This is a genomic window from Citrobacter arsenatis (genome assembly GCF_004353845.1).
In the GTDB taxonomy this organism is placed as follows: Bacteria; Pseudomonadota; Gammaproteobacteria; order Enterobacterales; family Enterobacteriaceae; genus Citrobacter; species Citrobacter arsenatis.
The window spans coordinates 2,295,678-2,319,094 of the sequence record NZ_CP037864.1; the positions used below are offsets into that span (position 1 = coordinate 2,295,678).

The following is a 23,417-nucleotide window of genomic DNA, read 5'->3' on the forward strand; positions in this document are numbered from 1 at the left end:
GATGAGACCGGACTATAAAGACGCAAAGCGCCCAGTCAATGAACGCGTGGCCGATTTGCTGGCGCGTATGACCCCGGAAGAAAAGTTCGCACAAATGCATGCGTATTGGCTGGTGCTCTCTGCAGATGGCGACCACCGGGAACGCAGCGACATGAGCGATGAGTTTGCTGGCGTAAGCGAGCAGGTGGCGCTTGCCGAGCGGCTGAAGATTGGTGTGGGGCAGATTACTCGCCCGCTGGGTACCCACATCGTTGAGGCGAAAACGGGTGTGCGGGCGGCAAATCGACTGCAAAAAATGCTGGTTGAAGAGACTCGACTGGGCATCCCCGCGCTGTTTCACGAGGAGTGCCTGGTGGGGTTGTTATGCAAAGATGCCACCTTGTTTCCCTCGTCGCTGAACTACGGTTCGACATGGGATCCTGAGCTGGTTGAGCGCGCCGCCAGGCAGATTGGTCAGGAGGCGCGTTCAACCGGATGCCGCCAGGGTCTGGCACCGGTGCTGGATGTCTCACGCGATGTCCGTTGGGGCAGGACGGAAGAAACCTTTGGTGAAGATCCCTGGCTGGTGGGGGTGATGGCCTGTGCCTATGTGCAGGGCTTGCAGGGCGAAAAACGCGATGTGCTGGCGACGCTGAAACACTACGTCGGGCATTCGTTTAGCGAAGGGGCGCGCAATCATGCGCCGGTGCATCTGGGGTTTTGCGAGCTTAACGATACCTTCCTGCTGCCGTTTGAGATGGCGGTAAAACGGGCCAATGCCGGATCGGTAATGCCTGCCTATCATGATATTGATAACCAGCCCGGGCACAGCGACAGCTACCTGCTAACCACAATTTTGCGCGAACAATGGGGGGTCGACGGGATCATCGTGGCGGATTACGGTGGTGTGAGTTTACTGCATCAGCATCACGGCGTGTCGCATGATGCTGCGCAATCTGCGGCGCTGGCCTTTAACGCCGGACTCGACGTTGAGTTGCCGAAAGACGACTGTGCGCGCCATTTAGCCATGGCGGTAGAACGTCGCCTGATAACCATGACTAAAGTCGATGAGATTGTTACTCGTATCCTGACGGAGAAATTTCGTCTTGGCCTGTTCGAACAGCCATACACCGATGAGTCCGCGATTGATTTACAGTCCGAGGAAACACGCAAGGTCGCACGTGATATTGCCACGAGCTCGATGACGCTACTGGAAAATAACGGTATTTTACCGCTGCAGGGTAAACCTCGCGTTGCGGTTATTGGCCCTACAGCGGACGATCCGCTGGCGCTGCTCAGCGGTTACAGCTTCCCGGTGCATCTGATCATTAGCGATATGGCCGATAGCGCCGCGCAGGTGACGACCCCACTCGCCGCGTTGCGCCATTATCTGGGTGACGACCATGTCGACTACGCGAAGGGGTGTCATATCATTGAGACACGACTGGCGGGCGCACCGGTGTTTCCCGGCGACAGCAGCGGCAGACCGATGCAGTCCTCTCCGGTCTCTACCGATCAACGTTTGATTCCTGAAGCGGTTGCCGTCGCCCGTCGCAACGATGTGGTGGTGGTCTGTGTGGGCGATCTGGCCGGACTTTTCCAGAGCGGCACGGTGGGAGAAGGCTCAGATACCGACAGTCTCACTCTGCCAGGCGTACAGCAACAACTACTGGAGGCTCTGGTGGCGACGGGTAAACCGGTGGTGGTAGTAATGACCGGCGGTAGACCGTATAACCTGCAAGGGCTGGAAGATAACGTCGCCGGGCTGTTAATGGCGTGGGCGCCGGGTCAGGAAGGCGGCTGGGCCATTGCCGATGTGTTAACCGGACGGGCTGAGCCGCAGGGCAGACTAGTGGTGAGCGTGCCGAAAAGCGCAGGTGCCATGCCATATTACTACAATCACAAACTAAAAAGTGGCGGTACGCCGTTTGCGTTCCATTTTGGCTCCCGCTATCCCTTCGGCTACGGTAAAGGTTGGACTGAGTTTGCCTGCGAGGGCATTACGCTGCTGGGGCCGGACGTTCCGGTGGAGGGCGAAGTTGTGCTTCAGGTCGTGGTGCGTAACCGTGGCGAGCGTAGGGGAAGTGAAGTGGTGCAACTGTATGTCCACGACAAAGTAGCCTCGATGGTTCGCCCCGTTAAAGAGCTGAAAGCGTTTCAGCGCGTCACTCTGGACCCCGGCGCATGCGCGACGCTGACTTTTTATGTGCCGGTGGATATGCTCAACTTCACCCGCCGGGATGGCAAACGGGTGGTGGAACCCGGTGAGTTCGACCTGATGGTTGGGAATTCATCTGCGAACATCTGGGCGAGCACGACGGTCAATGTGGTCGGTACGCTACAGATTATGCCGATAAACTGGCAGATGGTGAGCCGTTGCGTGGTGAACTGCGAGTAAACGTTAAAAAAAAGCCCATCGTGGGAGATGGGCAAAGACTACACACAGCAATTCGTTGTTTCACTCAGGGGATTTCCATGCTTATAAATCAATGTGTTGATTTCAAGCCATGGGCTAATAGTAGGCATTGTGATTTTTTACGTCGATCAGATTCATCTCAATAGTTTAAAAACTGTAAAGAATTTGCGACACAAATGAGTCTTTAAAGAAGAAGGAAGTTGGGATTAAAGCAGTCTGCGAGAGGGATCGGTTAGCATCGTTAAACAATCAGGCGGCAGAGCCGCCTGACTTAGGGTTACTTATTGCGTTCTATTTCAGCAATTTCTTCGAGAATTTCATCCGGATCGCTACCCGGCGCAGGGGCTTCGTTTACCCATGCTGAGAACAGACGCCAGGAGACGGCCAGTACCACCGGGCCGATAAACAGACCAATCATGCCGAAGGCAATTAGTCCACCGATGACCCCAGAGAGAATCAGGATCAGCGGCAAATCGGCACCCATGCGAATCAGCATCGGGCGAATGACGTTATCCAGCGTGCCGACCACGCCGCTCCAGACCAGCAGAACCGTGCCCCAGGTTGAATCGCCCGTCCAGTACAGCCAGATAATAGCCGGGACCAGCACCGGCAACGGCCCCAGTTGCACCAGGCATGACAGGATCATCAATACCGCCAGCAGTGTGGCATACGGCACGCCGGTTACCGCCAGACCAATGCCGCCGAGAACCGCCTGCACCAGTGCGGTGACCACAACGCCTAATGCGACGGCGCGAATGGCCTGCGCCGCCAGCAGAATGGCGGCATCGCCGCGTTTGGATGCCAGGCGGCAAGCGAAGTGGCGAATACCGAACGCCACCTGCTCACCACGCCAGTACAACAGAGCGCTGAACAGCAGCATCAGACCGCAGTGCATCATAAAACGGCCAATATGTGCAGCCTGTCCGACAAACCAGGTGGTTGTCGTGCCGATATAAGGACGAACTTTAGCCATAATGGCCGAGCCCCCCATATCCAGCAGACTGTGCCATGCGGCATACATTTTGGCGCCGACCAACGGGATACTGTTCAGCCACGCCAGATCTGGTAACGTCATATCGCCTGCGGTTACGGCGTGGATCAACGGTCCGCTGCCGTCAACAATACTGTTAACCAGCAGCGCGATAGGAATGATGAACAACAGTACCAATAATAGAGTCATCACCAGCACGGCCAGCGAGCGGCGTCCCCAGAGTAATTTTTGTAAGCGTAACAGGATAGGCCAGGTTGCAATGACCACCGTACCCGCCCATGCAAAACCGAGGATAAAGGGCTGAACAATCCAGAGACAGGCCACAATCATGATGGCTAAAAACAGCACCGATAGCAGCACTTGTGCAATATCCCTGGGCTGACGGAAATTTACCATAAATACTTTTCACCTTTGTCTTTGCGCCAGAACGTTGACGCGACGTGAACACTTAAATGACGCCCTGTAATGATGAGCAATTTCAGCGGTTTTGAACAGGCGGATTCTGCCTGTAAATCTGCTGAGCGTATTAGAAAAAAATGTGATACAACAAACAAAGCAACACGCAAACGATTAAATTCACAACACGGACCGCAGGAAAGGGTCACTATAATGATTCCACAAATTTCTCAGGCGCCAGGTGTCGTTCAACTGGTGCTCAATTTTTTGCAGGCGCTGGAGCAGCAAGGATTTACGGGCGATACGGCAACGAGCTATGCCGATCGTCTGACAATGTCGACGGATAACAGTATTTATCAGCTGCTTCCTGATGCTGTCGTTTTCCCTCGTTCAACCGCAGATGTGGCGCTAATCGCTCGTCTGGCGGCGGAACCTCTTTTCTCTTCGCTGATTTTTACCCCGCGCGGCGGCGGCACAGGGACCAACGGTCAGGCGCTGAATCAGGGCATTATTGTTGATATGTCCCGCTATATGAGCCGCATCATTGAAATCAATGTGCAGGAAGGTTGGGTGCGGGTCGAAGCCGGGGTGATAAAAGACCAGCTTAACCAGTTTCTGAAGCCTTACGGCTATTTCTTCGCCCCCGAATTATCCACCAGTAACCGGGCAACGCTGGGGGGGATGATCAATACCGACGCATCAGGGCAAGGTTCGCTGGTTTACGGTAAAACCTCCGATCACGTGCTGGGTATCCGCGCGGTGTTGATGGGCGGCGATATTCTTGATACTCAGCCAATGCCGGTCGAACTTGCCCAAACCCTGGGAAATAGCAATACCACTATTGGCCGCATCTACAAGACGGTTTATGACCGTTGCCGCGATAACCGACAGCTGATCGTTGATAAATTTCCGAAGCTTAATCGCTTCCTGACCGGTTACGATCTGCGGCACGTCTTTAATGATGAGATGACCGAATTTGATTTAACCCGCATTCTAACCGGCTCAGAAGGGACGCTGGCGTTTATCACTGAAGCCCGTCTGGATATCACGCCGCTGCCCAAAGTAAGACAACTGGTTAACGTCAAGTACGACTCTTTCGACTCGGCGTTGCGTAATGCCCCGGTGATGGTGGAGGCGCGTGCGCTGTCGGTAGAAACCGTCGACTCCAAAGTGCTTAATCTGGCGCGGGAAGACATCGTCTGGCACTCGGTAAGTGAATTGATTACCGATGTACCTGATAAAGAGATGCTGGGTCTGAACATTGTAGAATTTGCCGGTGACGACGAAGCATTGATTGATTCGCAGGTCAGCGCACTGTGTGAACGTCTGGATGGCTTAATCGCTCGTCAGGAAGCGGGCGTCATCGGCTGGCAGCTATGTACTGAACTGGCGGGCGTTGAACGTATTTACGCCATGCGTAAAAAGGCCGTCGGTCTGCTGGGGAACGCAAAAGGTGCTGCGAAGCCGATTCCGTTTGCTGAGGACACCTGCGTCCCGCCGGAACATCTGGCTGATTATATTGCCGAGTTCCGCGCGCTGCTCGATAGCCATGGTCTCAGTTACGGCATGTTTGGTCACGTAGACGCAGGTGTACTGCACGTCAGACCGGCGCTGGATATGTGCGATCCGCAGCAGGAAGTGCTGATGAAGCGCATTTCTGATGATGTCGTCGCGCTGACGGCAAAATATGGCGGTCTGCTGTGGGGCGAGCACGGGAAAGGTTTTCGTGCAGAATACAGCCCGGCGTTCTTCGGTGAGGAGCTGTATCGCGAACTGCGTAAAGTGAAATCGGTGTTTGATCCGCAAAACCGGCTGAATCCGGGGAAAATCTGTCCACCGGAAGGCGTTGATGCGCCGATGATGAAAGTGGACGCGGTGAAGCGCGGAACGTATGACCGCCAGATCCCGCTGGCAGTACGCCAGGAGTGGCGCGGGGCAATGGAGTGTAACGGTAACGGGTTGTGCTTTAACTTCGATGCGAAAAGCCCGATGTGTCCGTCGATGAAAATCAGCCTTAACCGTATCCATTCGCCAAAAGGACGAGCCACGCTGGTGCGTGAATGGCTGCGTCTGCTAGCAGACCGTGGAATTGACCCGGTACAGCTGGAGAAAGAGCTACCGGAAAAACGCGCCAGTTTACGTACGCTGATTGCCCGTACCCGCAACAGCTGGCATGCGCGCAAGGGTGAATACGATTTCTCGCACGAAGTGAAAGAGGCGATGTCCGGCTGTCTGGCGTGTAAAGCCTGTTCCACACAGTGTCCGATTAAAATCGATGTACCGGAGTTTCGCTCGCGCTTCCTGCAATTGTATCACACGCGTTATCTGCGCCCGTTACGCGATCACATGGTGGCGACCGTTGAGAGCTATGCGCCGCTAATGGCGCGCGCACCCAAAACGTTTAACTTCTTCATCAACCAGCCGCTGGTGCGGAATCTGGCTAAAAAGCACATCGGTATGGTCGATTTACCGCTGTTGTCAGCGCCATCGCTTCAACGTCAGCTGGTTGGCCATCGTTCAGCCAATATGACGCTGGAACAGCTTGAACTACTCAGCCCGGAACTAAAAGCCCGTACGGTGCTGGTGGTGCAGGATCCGTTCACCAGCTATTACGATGCGCAGGTGGTGGCTGATTTTATACGCCTGGTTGAAAAGCTGGATCTGCATCCGGTACTGCTGCCTTTCTCGCCAAACGGCAAGGCTCAGCATATTAAGGGCTTTTTAAACCGTTTTGCTAAAACCGCGAAGAAAACATCTGAGTTTCTCAATCGGGTGGCAAAGCTGAATATTCCAATGGTGGGGGTCGATCCGGCGCTGGTGCTGTGTTATCGCGACGAATACAAACTGGTACTCGGGGAGCAACGGGGCGATTTCCATGTGTTATTGGCCAACGAATGGTTATCGACAGTTGTGGCGTCACAGCAGCCAGTCGCTGTGGGCGGTGAACCGTGGTACTTCTTTGGACACTGTACCGAAGTGACGGCTCTGCCGGGCGCGCCTGCGCAGTGGACGGATATTTTTGCCCGCTTTGGCGCAAAACTAGAGAACGTCAGCGTGGGGTGCTGTGGAATGGCGGGCACCTATGGTCACGAAGTGAAGAATCATCAGAACTCACTGGGGATCTATGAGCTATCATGGCACCAGGCAATGCAACGATTGCCGCGTAACCGTTGTCTGGCTACCGGATACTCCTGTCGCAGTCAGGTTAAACGCGTTGAAGGCACGGGCGTTCGCCATCCATTACAGGCACTGCTGGAGATTATAGGATGATCTGGAAACGTGAAGTCACACTCGAGGCGCTCAATGCTATGGGTGAAGGAAACATGGTGGGGCTGCTCGATATTCGTTTTGTGCACATTGGCGATGATACGCTGGAAGCCACGATGCCGGTGGATCACCGTACCAAACAACCTTTTGGTCTGCTGCACGGTGGCGCGTCCGTAGTACTGGCGGAAAGTATTGGTTCGGTGGCCGGCTACCTGTGTACCCACGGGGAACAGAAAGTGGTGGGCCTGGAGGTTAACGCCAACCATATTCGCTCTGCGCGGGAAGGGCGCGTCAGAGGGGTATGTCGCGCGGTACATACCGGCTCTCGTCATCAGGTGTGGCAAATCGAAATCTTCGATGAGCAGGGACGATTGTGCTGCACGTCGCGTCTGACAACCGCAATTTTGTGATGCATATTGCTTTTGGTCATTATCTGCACAGCGAATGGTGTTATACTGTGCAGGTTTTGAACACAAGCGAGGATGATATGTCTACCCAATTAGACCCGGCCCAACTGGCAATAGAATTTTTACGTCGTGATAAAACCGATCTTTCACCGGCTCAGTACCTGAAAAGACTGAAACAGCTTGAGCTGGAGTTTGCAGATCTGTTGGCGCTCTCTTCCACTGAACTGAAAGAAGAGATCTATTTTGCCTGGCGCATGGGCGTTCATTGATTCCGGTATGCTTATCGTAATAAAACCCCGACCCGCGTTCGGGGTTATTTTTTTGCCTTAGATCTTAATTACCACTTCATTTCACCGCTATTTACCTTCGCACTCAGCTCCAGAGAGCTTACGTCTGCAAGACCCGGCCATGCCGCGGTCATGGTTTTAATCACATAGTCTGAACCTTTCTTCGCCCCCAACGCCAGCTCAAACGACTGTAAATAGTCATGTGTGAAGCGAATGGCCTTATCGCCCGCAGGGCGTTCGCCAATGTAATGACCCGGCACTACCTGAGTGGGCTGCAATCTTTGCATTTCACTCAGTACGTTACGCCATGCGCTACGTTGTTCTGCCGACTGCGTATCCGCCGTCCAAACGTGAATACCAGAAGCCACACCGGTACCGCCAATAATGGCCCGGTTCGCCGGGATCCAGACATAGGCTGCATAATCGTTGGGATGACGCAGCTCCAGCGTTTCACCATCAACCGTGAAATGCGTTTGCGTTGTCGCCTGCGGAACGGTGAGTGTTGTTGGCGCACCGTCCTTCATTTGCGGACCCCAGAACTGCAGCTTGGCCTCTTTGGTGGCGCGGATATGGTCTACTACCTGCGGTGTTGCCAGAACTTTTACCTGCGGGAAGGCGTTGACGATGGGCTGCAGTCCGAAATAGAAATCCGGATCGCCGGAAGTGATCACGATTGCCTTCAGCGTTTTACCGCTGGCGCGAATCATCTGCACCAGTTGTTCACCATCTTTGGTACTGAACTGGGCGTCAAACAAAATGGCCTCTTTGGGACCAGAAACCAGTGTCGAAGAAACCGGAAAAATAGCCTTGTCCTGTGGGTTATAGACGTCCAACTGTAGCGGCGCGGCGAAGGCTGAAGACGCGAAAAGAGGTAACAGCAGGGACAGAGATTTAACTTTCATACCAGGTAACCTTGTGCAGGAAATTGTCTTTTGATAGTGCCCGTATTTTAAGGATATTCGGATCTGTTAGAATTCCCTCATTAGGACATGCTGAGTTTCATAAAACGATCGGATGGGATGCAATGGACAGAGTGATGGCGGCAACGGTATTCAACCATATCTGTGATTTGGGCAGTCTGAGCGCCGCCGCGCGTGCATTGGGGCTTTCCCGTCCGATGGTCAGCCGATATCTCGACGAGATGGAGAAATGGGCGGGGGCAAGGCTTATCCACCGGACGTCGCGCCGTTTGACTATCACGCCAGCAGGTGAAGAGGCATTAGCGAAAACGCGTTCTCTGGCGCAACTTTCACTGGATATCAGCGCAGCCAGTGCCGCGCAAACGCCGTCCGGCACGTTGCGTGTGGCCTGTGCACATTTTACTGCCATGCATATCTTAGCGCCGGTTCTGCCTGCTTTTCTGGCGAGGTATCCGCAACTGCGTATCGAGGTGGAGATCAATAATCAACCGGTAAGCCTTGTGGGAGAACGCATCGATGTGGCGATCCGTATAACGGAGAACCCAGAGCCAGGAACCATCGCCCGTCGTCTTGGAGACTGTCAATCGGTACTGTGCGCGTCTGTCGATTATCTACGTCAACATGGCACTCCTGAGACTATCGACAATCTTACGCGGCACAATTGCCTCTATTACAGCGGTTTTGCTGGAAAATCCTGGCACTTTCTGGATGCTCAAGGTCAGGCCGTCTCTGTTGCGATTAAGGGGAATTTGAGCGCCGGGATCTCGTCGTTACTCTGTGAGTCGGCGCTGGCGGGAATAGGGGTTGCGTTAGTGCCGGAACTGGAAGCGCGGGAAGGGCTGGCACAGGGGAAACTGATTAGACTATTGCCTGAGTTGCAACCTAAATGCCTGCCGATCTATGGTTTATACCTTTCCCGTGAGCATCAGTCGGCGGGGCTACGTTTGTTACTGGAAGCACTTAGTGAGGCACAGTGCTAACCAGGTGGCTAAACGTGCTTATAAAATAGTCAAACCGCAATTTGTGTTAAAAAAAACTGATCGGCGTATGAGATTCTTCTTATCGCCCCTTCAAGAGCTAAGCCATCGAGAGTGCCGGAGATAAGCGCCGGATGGGGCCGGAACCCTTAAGCCTGCCAGCAAGCAGACTTAAGGGTTTTTTGTTGTTTGTCGTCAGTACCGAAAACAGTAGGACGGAGGTCCTACCGTAGGAGATAAAATTCATCCATGTCAGTAACATCATGCGTAGGGAATGGCGTCTGAAGTCAGTCAAGCGCATAACTGCGCCATGCGATTTTTTTATGCGTCCAATATTGCCCCATTCACATTATGGTGAGAGAGGATGGCGGAGACGTTCGCGCAGGCTTTATCCTTCCGGCGATATGGCAGAGGAAAAGTGCTACGGCACAGTGCCACTGTCATATCGCTGATCTCAATGCCGTTCTAAGTTACGTGTGAATTGGAGTCTGGTGACAGACTGCACTTTCCAGAGTCCGTTCTCTTTGACCATGCAATCAATGACAATGTGTTTTTGCTCTTTTCCAAACGCTACGTAAACATTAACGCAAACCGGATCCGTATCACCCGCAATGGCGCTTACATTGCCGGACCAATCATCGCCAATGTCTTGTGCCTTTAGAAAAAAATCAGCATCATAGAAAACCTCATCATCATAATTTGGATCTTGTGTTCGCCTTAGTTTCTGCATCGTTGATGCAATAACGTATTTATCAATATCCTTACCGTCGGTAATCGGAAAATTATTTTGGCTAATTTGATTCACGTACCAGTTGTTAAATGCGACAGCCTGGTTAACTGGATCGCTGGTATTTGCTATTGCAGATGATGCCATCAGCAGCAAAAGTAGTAATTTTTTCATGTTACTTGTGCCTATATATAGTAAAAGCGGGCTGGAATTTTCTGTACTGTGGCCCTGGATATAAACTGCGCTGTACGAAATCGGAGTACCAGGTTCCTGTTCCATCGTAAATACAGGCGTGCCCATACTGGTTTGGTCCTGGTAAAGCATCAATAACCGCTATATCGCCCTCTATTAGGGTGCCGTATGATTTGCTGAATCCTGCTTTTTCCAGGGATCTTGCAAAATTGTTGGCATCAGCGCCTTCGATCATCACGCCACCTGCGCGAATTGCTGCGGCTACTGCTCGAGCGCAATAGCCCTGGCTTTTTTGATGCGCGTGACTTCGCGCATACGAGACCGCATCGTGTTTATTCCATGACATAAAATTCCCTTAGTAATAGAATGAATCATAAAATAACAATACTCCGACACTTAATTCGAAATTGTATTATATAGTGAAATTTAATTAACCAACATATATAATTCAAATGCTAATAATTGAATTGATAATTAAAGTGTATAGCAACGTATTGAATTAGCAATTAGTCCAGCAAATCCCAAAGTTAATATTATTACTTAATGTTTATTGTTAAATTCGAACTGGCTTGTAAATTATGACGATTTTAAATCGGGAAAGCGCCTCGCATAACCTCCATTTTAGGATTTGGGGGGAGGGGGAAATTTGGGGGCAAAATCGCGCTGAGGGCTCAATTTTGAACGTTAAATAGTCCGTCCTCGTCTATCGCGAAAAAAGACTAAGTTACTGATTATATAATAATCGTATGATTTCATTAAATTTATAAAACCTATCCCTTAAATAGTCATTTTCTATACATCTTTTGATGTTTGACCGGCCTGAACGATTAAGTTTCTATAATCCATTATTAATCAATGTATTGAACAAAAAATTCCATCCCTGTAAACCCACGCAGCAGGGTCTATGCTTAATAAAAGTAGTCAAAAAGGGCGATTAACCCGAATGCCCCTGCTGTTGAGGGGTTGAAGTGATAATCATTATCACTAACATGGTGTTATAGCTTCAAAGCTAGTGACTCGAGGTAACTCTATGGAATTGCATTCAGGAACATTTAACCCGGACGATTTTGCCTGGCGTGGACTGACGTTAACGCCAGCGGCTGCGGCACATATCCGCGAGCTGGTGGCAAAGCAACCCAACATGTTGGGCGTGCGTTTAGGCGTGAAGCAAACGGGATGCGCGGGATTCGGCTACGTGCTGGATACCGTTAGCGAGGTACAAAAAGACGATCTGCTGTTTGAAACGGATGGTGCCAGACTTTATGTGTCGCTACAGGCGATGCCGTTCATCGACGGCACGGAAGTCGATTTCGTTCGCGAAGGATTAAATCAGTTATTTAAATTTCATAACCCGAAAGCCCAGAACGAATGCGGCTGTGGCGAAAGTTTTGGGGTATAGGCGGTACTATGTCTCGTAATACTGAAGCAACTGACGATGTCAACACCTGGGCTGGCGGGCACCTTAATTACAAAGAGGGCTTCTTCACCCAACTGCAAACCGATGAGTTGGCGAAAGGGATCAACGAAGATGTCGTGCGCGCGATATCGGCAAAACGAAATGAACCTGACTGGATGCTGGAATTTCGCCTGAATGCCTTTAAAGCCTGGCTGAGTATGGAAGAGCCGCACTGGCTCAAAGCGCACTACGACAAGCTGAATTATCAGGATTACAGTTATTACTCTGCGCCGTCCTGCGGCAATTGTGATGAAACCTGCGCGTCTGAACCGGGAGCTGTTCAGCAAACGGGAGCGAATGCCTTTTTAAGCAAAGAGGTAGAAGACGCCTTTGCACAGCTTGGTGTGCCGGTCCGTGAAGGCAAAGAGGTGGCGGTTGATGCCATTTTTGATTCGGTGTCGGTAGCGACCACTTATCGCGACAAACTGGCGGAACAGGGCATTATTTTCTGTTCGTTCGGTGAGGCGATTCACGATCACCCTGAGCTGGTAAAACAGTATCTGGGCACGGTCGTACCGGGTAATGACAATTTCTTTGCCGCGCTGAATGCGGCGGTGGCATCCGACGGTACGTTTATCTATGTACCTAAAGGTGTGCGTTGCCCAATGGAACTGTCGACCTATTTCCGTATAAACGCGGAAAAAACCGGGCAGTTTGAACGCACCATTCTGATTGCAGATGAGGGCAGCTACGTCAGCTACATCGAGGGTTGTTCAGCCCCGGTGCGCGACAGCTACCAACTGCATGCGGCGGTGGTGGAAGTCATCATCCATAAAGATGCCGAAGTGAAATACTCGACGGTACAAAACTGGTTCCCCGGCGATGGCAATACCGGTGGCATTTTAAACTTCGTTACCAAGCGCGCCCTGTGCGAAGGCGAAAACAGCAAAATGTCGTGGACGCAGTCGGAAACCGGTTCGGCGATTACCTGGAAATACCCAAGCTGCATTCTGCGTGGCGACAACTCTATCGGCGAATTTTATTCCGTTGCGCTGACCAGTGGTCACCAGCAGGCCGATACTGGCACCAAGATGATCCACATCGGCAAAAACACCAAGTCGACCATTATCTCGAAAGGGATCTCCGCCGGACACAGCCAGAACAGCTATCGTGGTTTAGTGAAGATCATGCCGACCGCTACCAACGCCCGCAACTATACCCAATGCGACTCGATGCTGATCGGTGCGGATTGTGGGGCGCATACCTTCCCGTATGTGGAGTGTCGTAACAACAGCGCCCAGCTTGAGCACGAAGCCACAACGTCGCGCATTGGTGAAGATCAGCTGTTTTATTGCCTGCAGCGCGGCATCAGCGAAGAGGATGCCATTTCGATGATTGTAAATGGTTTCTGTAAAGACGTGTTCTCTGAACTGCCGCTGGAATTTGCCGTGGAAGCGCAAAAACTTCTCGCCATAAGTCTTGAACACAGCGTCGGTTAAAATTTAAGGAAAGCACATGTTAAGCATTAAAGATTTACAGGTCAGTGTCGAAGATAAGGCGATCCTGCGTGGGCTGAGTCTTGACGTTCGCCCTGGGGAAGTCCACGCCATTATGGGGCCAAACGGTTCCGGGAAAAGTACGCTTTCCGCCACGCTCGCCGGACGTGATGACTACGAAGTCACCGGTGGGACGGTGGAGTTCAACGGTAAGGATTTACTGGAACTGTCACCGGAAGACCGGGCAGGTGAAGGGATCTTTATGGCATTTCAGTATCCGGTAGAAATCCCCGGCGTCAGTAATCAGTTTTTCCTGCAAACGGCATTGAATGCGGTGCGCAGCTACCGTGGCGAAGAATCGCTGGACAGGTTTGACTTCCAGGATTTGATGGAAGAGAAAATCGCGTTGTTGAAGATGCCGGAAGATTTGCTGACGCGCTCGGTAAACGTCGGTTTTTCCGGTGGCGAGAAAAAGCGTAATGACATTTTGCAAATGGCGGTACTGGAACCGCAACTGTGCATTCTTGATGAGTCAGACTCCGGGCTGGATATCGATGCGCTGAAAATCGTTGCCGATGGCGTGAACTCGCTGCGCGACGGGCAACGCTCATTCATTATCGTCACTCACTATCAGCGCATCCTGGACTATATAAAACCCGATTATGTTCACGTTCTCTACCAGGGGCGAATTGTGAAGTCCGGCGATTTCACGCTGGTCAAACAACTGGAGGAGCAAGGATATGGCTGGCTTAGCGAACAGCAGTAACGTGCTGCAACAGTGGCACCATCTGTTTGAGACGCAGGGTGAGACGCGCTCGCACCATGCCCAGCAACACCTGCAGCAGATGCTGCGTCTGGGGCTGCCAACGCGTAAACATGAGGACTGGAAATACACGCCGCTGGAGGGCTTAACCAACAACCAGTTTGTCAGTCATGTTGCTGAGATAACGTCAGCCCAGTGTAAAGCGTTGGCACCGGTAATTGATGCTGTCCGACTGGTGTTTGTCGACGGGCAATTCTCGCCGACGCTCAGCGACAGCGCGGACGGTAGCGGTTTTGATATTACCGTTGACGATGCGCGCCAGATGCTGCCAGCGGCTATCCAACCGGAAGTTTTTCTGCACCTGACCGAAAGCCTGTCCCGCAGCGTAACGCACATTCAGGTGAAGCGTAACCAGCGACCTGCGAAACCGCTGCTGCTGCTGCACATTACCCAAGGGCTGGCGGGCGATGAGGTGAACACGGCGCACTATCGTCACCATCTGGAGCTGGCAGAAGGCGCTGAAGCCACCGTCATTGAACACTATGTCAGTCTTAGCGAGCTTCGCCATTTTACCGGCGCCCGCTTAACCATGAACGTCGCGGCGAATGCGCACTTACGCCACATCAAACTGGCGTTTGAGAATCCGCTCAGCCACCACTTCGCCCATAACGATATCCAATTGGGCGCTGATGCCACCGCCGCTAGCCACAGCTTTTTACTCGGTGATGCAGTGTTGCGCCATAACACCAGTACTCAGCTAAACGGTGAGAACACCACGCTTCGCCTAAACAGCCTGGCGATGCCGGTGAAAAATGAAGTCTGTGATACCCGAACCTGGCTTGCGCACAACAAAGGGTATTGCAACAGTCGACAGTTGCATAAAACCATTGTCAGCGATAAGGGACGGGCGGTATTCAATGGCCTGATCAACGTCGCTCAGCATGCCATTAAAACCGATGGTCAGATGACCAACAATAATTTGCTGCTGGGTAAACTGGCGGAAGTGGATACCAAACCACAGCTTGAAATCTATGCCGACGACGTGAAATGCAGTCACGGGGCGACGGTAGGGCGAATCGACGACGAGCAGATGTTTTATCTGCGCTCGCGCGGGATTGGCCAGCAGGATGCTCAAAAAATGATTCTCTATGCGTTTGCCGCTGAGCTGACGGAAGCCCTGGGCGAGGAAACGCTGAAACAACAGGTACTGGCACGGATCGCCCAACGCTTGCCGGGAGGCGTAGCATGACATTTCCCATTGAAAAAGTGCGGGCCGATTTCCCGGTCCTGACGCGTGAAGTGAATGGTTTACCGTTGGCGTATCTGGACAGCGCCGCCAGCGCGCAGAAGCCCAACCAGGTGATTGATGCCGAAGCCGAGTTTTACCGCCACGGCTATGCGGCGGTCCACCGCGGTATCCATACGCTGAGCGCGCAGGCCACGGAAAAAATGGAGAATGTGCGCAAGCTCGCCTCGCTGTTTATTAACGCTCGTTCAGCCGAAGAGCTGGTGTTCGTTCGCGGTACTACGGAAGGCATCAACCTGGTGGCGAACAGTTGGGGCAGCAGCAATGTGCGGACGGGCGATAACATTATCATCAGCGAAATGGAGCATCACGCCAATATTGTGCCCTGGCAGATGCTGTGTGCCCGCGTAGGAGCAGAGCTGCGCGTTATTCCGCTCAATGCAGAGGGTACGTTGCAACTGGAAACGCTACCGACGCTGTTTGACGATCGCACAAAACTGCTGGCGATTACCCACGTATCTAACGTGCTGGGCACGGAAAACCCGCTGGATGAAATGATTGCGCTGGCGCATCAATACGGCGCAAAAGTGCTTGTGGATGGCGCACAGGCGGTTATGCATCATCAGGTGGATGTGCAGGCGCTGGATTGCGACTTCTATGTTTTCTCCGGACACAAACTCTACGGGCCAACCGGTATTGGCGTTTTGTATGCCAGAGAGTCGCTGCTACAGGAAATGCCGCCGTGGGAAGGCGGTGGTTCAATGATTGCGACGGTGAGTCTGAGCCAGGGGACGACGTGGGCCAAAGCCCCCTGGCGCTTTGAAGCTGGAACGCCAAACACCGGGGGCATTATCGGTCTTGGCGCGGCGATTGAGTATGTTTCAGCGCTGGGGCTGACTGAAATCAGCGAATATGAACAGTTCATGATGCGCTATGCGCTGGAACAGCTGGCGGATGTGCCGGATTTGACGCTTTACGGGCCGGATAACCGCCTGGGGGTGATTGCGTTTAACCTCGGCAAACATCACGCCTACGATGTCGGGAGTTTTCTCGATAACTATGGGATCGCCGTGCGAACAGGGCATCACTGCGCTATGCCGCTGATGGCCTACTATGACGTTCCTGCTATGTGCCGGGCATCGATCGCCATGTACAACACCCACGAAGAAGTGGATCGCCTGGTAACGGGTCTTAAGCGTATTCATCACTTACTGGGATAACAGGGAGGCGTTATGGCTGCGCTACCGGATAAAGAAAAGTTGTTGCGTAATTTTCTGCGTTGCGCTAATTGGGAAGAGAAATACCTGTACATTATTGAACTGGGTCAGCGTCTGCCGGCATTAAACGACGACGATCGGAATGCGGAAAATAGCATCCAGGGATGTCAAAGTCAGGTATGGATTGTTATGCGTCAGAATGCCGAAGGCATTATTGAATTACAGGGCGACAGCGATGCGGCAATTGTGAAAGGACTTATCGCTGTGGTATTCATTCTGTATGACCGCATGACAGCCCAGGATATTGTGAATTTTGATGTGCGTCCGTGGTTTGAAAAAATGGCGCTCGCACAGCATCTCACACCGTCTCGTTCACAGGGGCTGGAGGCGATGATTCGGGCGATTCGCGCCAAAGCAGCAACTCTTAGCTAAACTGATAAAACACGTCAACTTTCAGACCGACTTGAAAACGTTCGTGTAGGGCAACGCAGTGACTCGTAGGCCGGATCGGACGCTTACCGCCGTCCGGCAAAAACGCCAGGGGGGTGAGTGAGTATGAAACGCGCGTCTGTTATTACGTTAATGCTAATCGGCGCTTACAGCGCTATTCAGGCCGCATGGGCGGTCGATTATCCTTTGCCCCAGGCGAACAGCCGTCTTGTTGGGCAAAACCAAACCTACACTGTGCAGGAAGGTGATAAAAACCTACAGGCGATAGCCCGTAAGTTTGATACTGCCGCAATGCTGATCCTTGAAGCCAACAATACCATTGCCCCCGTACCTAAACCCGGAACGCTGATTACTATTCCCTCGCAATTACTGCTACCGGATGCGCCACGCGAAGGCATTATTGTGAATCTGGCGGAACTACGTCTGTATTACTTCCCGCCGGGAGAGAATATTGTTCAGGTATTTCCGATTGGTATCGGTTTACAGGGGCTGGAAACGCCGGTGATGGAAACCCGGGTTGGGCAGAAAATCCCGAATCCGACGTGGACCCCTACTGCAGGCATCCGTAAACGCTCTCTGGAGCGTGGCATCACATTACCGCCGGTAGTACCCGCCGGACCAAATAACCCGTTAGGACGCTTTGCACTGCGTCTGGCGCATGGAAACGGGGAATACCTGATCCATGGCACCAGCGCGCCGGACAGCGTGGGCCTGCGTGTGAGTTCTGGTTGTATCCGCATGAACGCACCGGACATCAAAGCATTGTTTGCTCAGGTCCGCACAGGCACGCCGGTCAGGGTGATTAACGAGCCGATTAAATATTCGATTGAGCCGAACGGCATGCGGTATGTTGAAGTGCATCGACCGCTGTCGCCGGAAGAGGAACAAAACGTCCAGACCATGCCGTATGTGCTACCGGCCGGTTTTACCCAGTTCAAAGATAATAACGCGGTGGATAGCAGCCTGGTGGAAAGGGCGTTGTATCGTCGTGCGGGTTATCCGGTCACCGTAACTGCCGGGCAAGCCTCGGTTGTTAGCAATGGCGCGGAAGTGAAGTCTGTGCGCAATGGCGTACCGGGAGAGGATGCAGAGGTGCGCGCTACGCAATAACAGGGAAGGGGATTTCAGGGCAAAAAAAATGGCGCACAATGTGCGCCATTTTTATTACACAGATACTATTACTTGCGGTATTTAGTAGCTGCGTTGTCCAGACGCTGGTTAGCGCGAGCTGCGTCATCTTTAGCAGCCTGAACGTCGGAACGCATTGCGTTCACGTCGTTGCTCAGCTGGTCAACTTTAGCGTTCAGAGTCTGAACGTCAGAAGACAGCTGATCGATTTTAGCGTTGCTGGAGCAACCTGCCAGCAGAGTAGAACCCAGGATTACCGCGCCCAGTACCAGTTTAGTACGATTCATTATTAATACCCTCTAGATTGAGTTAATCTCCATGTAGCGTTACAAGTATTACACAAAGTTTTTTATGTTGAGAATATTTTTTTGATGGGAATGCACTTATTTTTGATCGTTCGCTCAAAGAAGCATCGAATTGTGCAAAAACGGCTAAAAAACCGAGTGAAAACAGAAAGCTTCCATCGGATTCATCTTAGATAATCACGGATTAGATAGTGAAATCCGATTTGATTTTTTATTAATTGTGGCTATCGATAAAATAAAAAAAGCGCCTTAAGGGCGCTTTTTTAAGCAAATTAATTCGCGATGGAATTATTACAGCACGTGAACGGATGCGGTATTGGTGGTGCCGCTCGGAACCAGTGCACCAGAAACCATAACCACAACTTCACCTTTCTGAGCCAGACCGCTTTCCAGAGCGACTTCTTTACCCAGACGATAGAAATCATCAGTAGAGCTGATTTCTTTAACCACCTGTGCAACAACGCCTTTGCTCAGCACCAGCTGACGCGCGGTAGTTTCGTTGGTGGTCAGCGCCAGAATGGTGGCATCCGGGAAGTATTTACGTACTGCGCGAGCAGATTTACCGCCCTGAGTTGCGACGACGATCAGCGGCGCATCCAGTTTTTCTGCAGTTTCAACCGCGCCACGGCAAACGGCTTCGGTGATGCGCAGTTTGCGGCTGTCGTTGTTGAAGTCCAGACGGCTGGTCATCACGCGGTCGGTACGCTCACAGATGGTTGCCATGATGGTAACGGCTTCCAGCGGGTATTTACCTTTAGCAGACTCACCAGACAGCATGACTGCATCGGTACCGTCGAGGATGGCGTTCGCTACGTCACCAGCTTCAGCGCGGGTCGGGCGCGGGTTTTTGATCATGGAGTCCAGCATCTGGGTCGCAGTGATAACGACTTTACGTGCACGGATACATTTTTCGATGATCATTTTCTGCGCGAAGATAACTTCTTCAACTGGGATCTCAACACCCATATCGCCACGCGCAACCATGATGCCGTCAGACGCTTCGAGGATTTCGTCGAAGTTGTTCAGGCCTTCCTGGTTTTCGATTTTGGAGATGATCTGGATGTTTTCACCACCGTGCGCTTTCAGGTGCTCACGGATTTCAACGACGTCAGAACGTTTACGGATGAAGGACGCTGCAACGAAGTCAACGCCTTGCTCGCAACCGAAGATCAGGTCCTGTTTATCTTTTTCAGCCAGTGCTGGCAGCGCGATGGAAACGCCCGGCAGGTTAACGCCTTTGTTTTCGCCCAGGTCGCCGTTGTTCAGCACTTTACAGATAACTTTGTTACCTTCGATAGCGGTAACTTCCATGCCGATCAGACCATCGTCAACCAGAACGGTGTTGCCAACGGACAGATCTTTAGTGAAGCCTTCATAAGTCACAGCAACGATTTCGCTGTTGCCGACGACAGATTTGTCGGTGGTGAAGGTGAAGGTCTGGCCCGCTTTCAGGGAAACGTCGTTACCGCCTTCCAGTTTAATGGTACGGATTTCCGGACCTTTGGTGTCGAGCAGGATTGCGGCTTTCTTGCCGGTTTTGCTCATGACGTTGCGCAAATTCTTGATGCGCTGACCGTGTTCTGCATAGTCGCCGTGGGAGAAGTTCAGACGCATGACGTTCATGCCCGCGTCCAGCATTTTGGTTAACATCTCTTCGGATTCGGTTTTCGGACCGATGGTGCAAACAATTTTCGTCTTTTTCATGACAGTCTTAGTCTTTAAGTTGAGAAGGATATGGAAATCTGGCCCCCGCCGCGCACGGACGAGAAGCTAAACCTGAGTTACGAAAGTTGTGATGCCTCGCTCTAAGGATAGGTGACATCGAAAGAGCGTGCAGAGGAATGTGTGCTTGTGTTTCAGCCCAACGGGATGGTGAGTTTTGTAGTCGTTGAGTTTTACAGGTCAATGTGCTGAAACCATTCAAGAGACAATTGGCGCGCATTATACGCTGAAAATTATCAAAAAGGAAAATGGAAACAGCGTTTCAAAACACTTCTGTGCAGTTTTACAAAGAATATTCATTAATTTGTTCAGTTGTATGGATAAAGAGGTTGTTCGCAGCCGCAGTTTGTTGCGCAACAAGCCGTAATTGCCATCCCGGTGCATCAGATTTATGTACATAACGCCGACCAAACAAACATATTCCCAAAAGTTATATCAAATACGTTTTAATTCATTTTAAAAACCAATCTCACTGATTACACTCGTTTGGACATCCATACTGCTAAACAGCCAAAAGCGCTAGCAGAAGAACAATAAGCAGCGGATACCCAAACGACATGATTGTCCTGAAAAATATTTCGAAAGTGTTTACGCCAGGCAGGCTTGCCATTACCGCTGTTGATAACGTCAACCTGACGGTTGAACAGGGACAGATTTACGGAATTATTGGTTATAGCGGGGCGGGAAAGAGCACATTAATTCGCTTGCTCAACGGGTTGGAAAAACCGACCTCCGGCAGCGTAACGATTAACGGCCACGATATCTCTGCCGCCCGTGGGGAATCATTACGCCAGGCTCGACTGAAAATCAGCATGGTATTCCAGCACTTCAATTTGCTGTGGTCACGAACGGTTAGTGAAAATATTGCGTTCTCTATGCAAATCGCTGGAGCGTCAAAAGCATCGATTAAAACGCGAGTTGCTGAACTGATTACGCTGGTTGGGCTGAGCGGTCGTGAAAATGCGTATCCGTCCCAGTTGAGCGGTGGGCAAAAGCAGCGGGTTGGCATTGCTCGTGCGCTGGCAAACAATCCTGACGTCCTGTTGTGTGACGAAGCCACCTCGGCGCTGGACCCGCAAACGACCGATCAGATCCTCGATTTACTGCTCGATATTAACCGTCGCTTCAAATTGACCATTGTACTGATCACCCATGAAATGCACGTGGTACGCAAAATCTGCGATCGCGTCGCGGTAATGGAAAACGGTAAGGTCGTTGAGGAGGGCGACGTGCTCAATGTCTTTACCCATCCACAGCAGCCGATCACCCGACAGTTCGTTCGTCAGGTGAGCCAGTATGCCGAGGAAGACGAGTTTAATCCGCAACTGGCAAGTGAGCTTGGCGGCGTAGTAATTAAGCTTACGTTTACCGGGCAACGCACGCATCGACCCGTAGTTGGCGAATTGACCCTACGCTATGGCCTGCCGTTTAACATTTTACACGGCAAGATGGCGCAAACCGCGCACGGCGTGTTTGGTCAGCTTTGGGTACACGTTGTGGCCTCTGAAGAACAACTGAACAATATTTTGGCCGACCTGCGCCAGAGCGACATTGAAGGCGAGGTGATCCAACATGGCTGAAGATCTGTTTCCCCATCTGAAATGGGAGCAACTGCTGGCGGCAACCCAGGAAACGCTCTATATGACAGCGCTTTCTGGCGTGGCGACCTTTGTTCTGGGGATCGCACTTGGTCTGGCGCTGTTCCTGACTGCGCGCGGCGGACTGTTTCACAATCGTGCGGTGTATAGCCTTATTTCGCTGGTGGTGAATATCTTTCGTTCAATCCCGTTCATCATTTTGATCGTGCTGCTGATCCCATTCACCAAAGCGATGGTCGGCACCATTCTTGGTGCCAATGCCGCGTTGCCTGCGCTGATCGTGGGGGCCGCGCCGTTTTATGCGCGTCTGGTCGAAATTGCCCTGCGTGAAGTGGATAAAGGTGTTATTGAAGCGACGCGTTCGATGGGCGCACGGCTAAGCACGCTTATTTTTCGAGTTTTATTGCCGGAATCTTCTCCTGCTCTGGTGTCCGGGATCACCGTGACGCTGATTGCGTTGGTTAGCTACAGCGCGATGGCAGGGGTAATTGGCGCCGGTGGTTTAGGGAATTTGGCCTATCTGGAAGGATTCCAGCGCAACCACAGCGACGTCACGCTGGTGGCGACGGTGACGATTCTGCTCATTGTCTTCATCATCCAGCTTTGCGGCGATGTGATCACCTCTCTGTTAGATAAACGCTAATAAAATACGGAAACCATTATCATGAAAAAATCACTGACGTTACTCGCCGCAGCAACCTTAAGCGCCCTGAGCTTTGCCTCCTGGGCTGATACGCTGACCGTTGGCGCATCTAACGTGCCGCATGCGGAGATCCTTGAGCAGGCTAAGCCGATTCTGGCGAAGCAGGGGATCGATCTGGAGATTAAACCGTTCCAGGATTATATTCTGCCGAACACAGCGCTGGCTGGCCGTGAGATTGACGCGAACTACTTCCAGCATATTCCGTACCTGAACAGCGTGATTAAAGACCATGCGGGCGATAAAACCTACGATTTCGTCAGCGCAGGAGCGATTCACATCGAGCCGATCGGTATCTATTCGAAAAAAGTGAAATCGCTTAAAGATCTGCCGGAAGGCGGCAAGGTTATCATGCGTGATGCGGTATCTGAGGAAGGCCGTATTCTGTCGATTTTCGAAAAAGAAGGTGTGATCAAGCTGAAGCCGGGCGTGGATAAAGTGACCGCGCGCATTAGCGATATCGTCGAGAACCCGAAAAAACTGAAGTTCCTGCCTAACGTGGAAGCGGCGCTGTTACCGCAGATGTATAACAACGATGAAGGCGATGCGGTGGTCATTAACGCCAACTACGCCATCGATGCCGGGCTGGATCCGGTGAAAGATCCTATCGCCGTCGAAAGCGGTGAAAATAACCCGTATGCCAACATCATTACCGTGCATCGTGGTGACGAGAAGAAAAAGGATATCGTAGCGCTGGTTGATGTCCTGCATTCAAAAGAGATCCAGGACTGGATCCGCACCAAATATAAAGGCGCGGTGATCCCAGTAAATAACTGATCCGCTTTTTGCCTTATCCGGCCTACAACGTCCTGTAGGCCGGATAGAACGCGTTAGCGT

22 protein-coding genes and 1 other RNA gene are annotated in these 23,417 nt (G+C 51.9%); 15 read left to right on the forward strand and 8 right to left on the reverse strand.

The features are described 5' to 3' along the window. Position 1 precedes the first annotated feature (1 nt). On the forward strand, positions 2–2,377 hold the full coding sequence (locus E1B03_RS12085; RefSeq protein ID WP_133086294.1) for a glycoside hydrolase family 3 N-terminal domain-containing protein: 2,376 nt from the start codon (positions 2–4) through the stop codon (positions 2,375–2,377). Between the two features lie 3 nt (positions 2,378–2,380). Here E1B03_RS12085 and rprA read toward each other — a convergent pair. Beyond that, an RNA gene (gene rprA / locus E1B03_RS12090) (antisense sRNA RprA) lies at positions 2,381–2,488 on the reverse strand. A 184-nt stretch (positions 2,489–2,672) separates the two neighbouring features. Continuing rightward, positions 2,673–3,782 carry an AI-2E family transporter YdiK gene (ydiK, locus tag E1B03_RS12095; protein ID WP_103770288.1) on the reverse strand — a complete coding sequence of 370 codons (1,110 nt, stop codon included), beginning with the start codon at positions 3,780–3,782 and terminating at the stop codon, positions 2,673–2,675. 213 nt (positions 3,783–3,995) lie between these two features. Here ydiK and ydiJ point away from each other — a divergent pair, with 213 nt between their 5' ends. The 3 genes from ydiJ (at position 3,996) to E1B03_RS12115 (ending at position 7,725) form a co-directional block, all read left to right on the forward strand. Continuing rightward, a complete protein-coding gene (gene ydiJ, locus E1B03_RS12105) occupies positions 3,996–7,052 on the forward strand; it encodes a D-2-hydroxyglutarate dehydrogenase YdiJ (RefSeq protein ID WP_133086296.1) in 3,057 nt (1,018 codons plus the stop codon). Continuing rightward, positions 7,049–7,459 carry a 1,4-dihydroxy-2-naphthoyl-CoA hydrolase gene (gene menI, locus E1B03_RS12110; RefSeq protein ID WP_103770124.1) on the forward strand — a complete coding sequence of 137 codons (411 nt, stop codon included), beginning with the start codon at positions 7,049–7,051 and terminating at the stop codon, positions 7,457–7,459. The genes ydiJ and menI overlap by 4 nt, the downstream gene beginning before the upstream one ends. 77 nt (positions 7,460–7,536) lie before the next feature. Beyond that, entirely contained in the window at positions 7,537–7,725 is a 189-nt protein-coding gene (locus tag E1B03_RS12115) for a YdiH family protein (protein WP_003030540.1), read from the forward strand. A 68-nt stretch (positions 7,726–7,793) separates the two neighbouring features. Here the strand turns inward: E1B03_RS12115 and E1B03_RS12120 are convergent, their stop codons facing one another. Then, on the reverse strand, positions 7,794–8,645 hold the full coding sequence (locus tag E1B03_RS12120) for a Vmh family MBL fold metallo-hydrolase (protein WP_103770123.1): 852 nt from the start codon (positions 8,643–8,645) through the stop codon (positions 7,794–7,796). Positions 8,646–8,767: 122 nt separating this feature from the next. On the opposite strand from E1B03_RS12120, the gene E1B03_RS12125 reads away from it, so the two are divergent. Next, the gene (locus E1B03_RS12125) at positions 8,768–9,643 is read left to right on the forward strand and encodes a LysR family transcriptional regulator (protein ID WP_133086297.1); all 876 of its coding nucleotides are present in this window, start codon (positions 8,768–8,770) and stop codon (positions 9,641–9,643) included. Between the two features lie 451 nt (positions 9,644–10,094). Here E1B03_RS12125 and E1B03_RS12130 read toward each other — a convergent pair whose 3' ends face one another. Together E1B03_RS12130 and E1B03_RS12135 are read right to left on the reverse strand one after the other, a co-directional pair. Further along, positions 10,095–10,541 carry a DUF3828 domain-containing protein gene (locus tag E1B03_RS12130; RefSeq protein ID WP_133086298.1) on the reverse strand — a complete coding sequence of 149 codons (447 nt, stop codon included), beginning with the start codon at positions 10,539–10,541 and terminating at the stop codon, positions 10,095–10,097. A 1-nt stretch (position 10,542) separates the two neighbouring features. Beyond that, a complete protein-coding gene (locus E1B03_RS12135) occupies positions 10,543–10,905 on the reverse strand; it encodes a CHAP domain-containing protein (RefSeq protein ID WP_103770120.1) in 363 nt (120 codons plus the stop codon). A 684-nt stretch (positions 10,906–11,589) separates the two neighbouring features. On the opposite strand from E1B03_RS12135, the gene sufA reads away from it, so the two are divergent. The 7 genes from sufA to ldtE all read left to right on the forward strand — a co-directional run bounded on the left by sufA (position 11,590) and on the right by ldtE (position 18,237). Next, positions 11,590–11,958: a Fe-S cluster assembly scaffold SufA gene (gene sufA, locus E1B03_RS12140; protein ID WP_103770119.1), complete on the forward strand. Its 369-nt coding sequence runs from the start codon at positions 11,590–11,592 to the stop codon at positions 11,956–11,958. A gap of 8 nt (positions 11,959–11,966) precedes the next feature. Further along, positions 11,967–13,454, forward strand: coding sequence for a Fe-S cluster assembly protein SufB (gene sufB / locus E1B03_RS12145; protein WP_103770118.1), 1,488 nt, complete (start codon positions 11,967–11,969; stop codon positions 13,452–13,454). 16 nt (positions 13,455–13,470) lie between these two features. Then, on the forward strand, positions 13,471–14,217 hold the full coding sequence (sufC, locus tag E1B03_RS12150; protein WP_103770117.1) for a Fe-S cluster assembly ATPase SufC: 747 nt from the start codon (positions 13,471–13,473) through the stop codon (positions 14,215–14,217). Continuing rightward, complete coding sequence (gene sufD, locus E1B03_RS12155; protein ID WP_133086299.1) at positions 14,192–15,463, forward strand: Fe-S cluster assembly protein SufD; 1,272 nt, start codon at positions 14,192–14,194, stop codon at positions 15,461–15,463. Before sufC ends, sufD begins: the two co-directional genes overlap by 26 nt. Then, on the forward strand, positions 15,460–16,680 hold the full coding sequence (sufS, locus tag E1B03_RS12160) for a cysteine desulfurase SufS (protein WP_133086300.1): 1,221 nt from the start codon (positions 15,460–15,462) through the stop codon (positions 16,678–16,680). The genes sufD and sufS overlap by 4 nt, the downstream gene beginning before the upstream one ends. A 12-nt stretch (positions 16,681–16,692) precedes the next feature. Further along, positions 16,693–17,109 carry a cysteine desulfuration protein SufE gene (gene sufE, locus E1B03_RS12165; RefSeq protein WP_103770114.1) on the forward strand — a complete coding sequence of 139 codons (417 nt, stop codon included), beginning with the start codon at positions 16,693–16,695 and terminating at the stop codon, positions 17,107–17,109. 123 nt (positions 17,110–17,232) lie between these two features. After that, positions 17,233–18,237 carry a L,D-transpeptidase LdtE gene (gene ldtE / locus E1B03_RS12170; RefSeq protein WP_133087219.1) on the forward strand — a complete coding sequence of 335 codons (1,005 nt, stop codon included), beginning with the start codon at positions 17,233–17,235 and terminating at the stop codon, positions 18,235–18,237. A gap of 68 nt (positions 18,238–18,305) precedes the next feature. Here the strand turns inward: ldtE and lpp are convergent, their stop codons facing one another. The 3 genes from lpp to ynhH form a co-directional block, all read right to left on the reverse strand. Continuing rightward, positions 18,306–18,542: a murein lipoprotein Lpp gene (gene lpp / locus E1B03_RS12175; protein WP_003029373.1), complete on the reverse strand. Its 237-nt coding sequence runs from the start codon at positions 18,540–18,542 to the stop codon at positions 18,306–18,308. Between the two features lie 309 nt (positions 18,543–18,851). Continuing rightward, positions 18,852–20,264, reverse strand: coding sequence for a pyruvate kinase PykF (gene pykF / locus E1B03_RS12180; protein ID WP_103770112.1), 1,413 nt, complete (start codon positions 20,262–20,264; stop codon positions 18,852–18,854). A gap of 7 nt (positions 20,265–20,271) precedes the next feature. Then, the gene (gene ynhH / locus E1B03_RS26490; RefSeq protein ID WP_242637968.1) at positions 20,272–20,466 is read right to left on the reverse strand and encodes a protein YnhH; all 195 of its coding nucleotides are present in this window, start codon (positions 20,464–20,466) and stop codon (positions 20,272–20,274) included. Between the two features lie 373 nt (positions 20,467–20,839). On the opposite strand from ynhH, the gene E1B03_RS12185 reads away from it, so the two are divergent. From E1B03_RS12185 to E1B03_RS12195, 3 genes are read left to right on the forward strand one after another with little or no spacing between them, the layout of a single operon-like run. Further along, on the forward strand, positions 20,840–21,862 hold the full coding sequence (locus E1B03_RS12185) for a methionine ABC transporter ATP-binding protein (RefSeq protein WP_133086301.1): 1,023 nt from the start codon (positions 20,840–20,842) through the stop codon (positions 21,860–21,862). Next, positions 21,855–22,523: a methionine ABC transporter permease gene (locus E1B03_RS12190; RefSeq protein WP_103770109.1), complete on the forward strand. Its 669-nt coding sequence runs from the start codon at positions 21,855–21,857 to the stop codon at positions 22,521–22,523. The genes E1B03_RS12185 and E1B03_RS12190 overlap by 8 nt, the downstream gene beginning before the upstream one ends. Positions 22,524–22,544: 21 nt before the next feature. After that, the gene (locus E1B03_RS12195) at positions 22,545–23,357 is read left to right on the forward strand and encodes a MetQ/NlpA family ABC transporter substrate-binding protein (RefSeq protein ID WP_003029358.1); all 813 of its coding nucleotides are present in this window, start codon (positions 22,545–22,547) and stop codon (positions 23,355–23,357) included. Positions 23,358–23,417 lie beyond the last annotated feature (60 nt).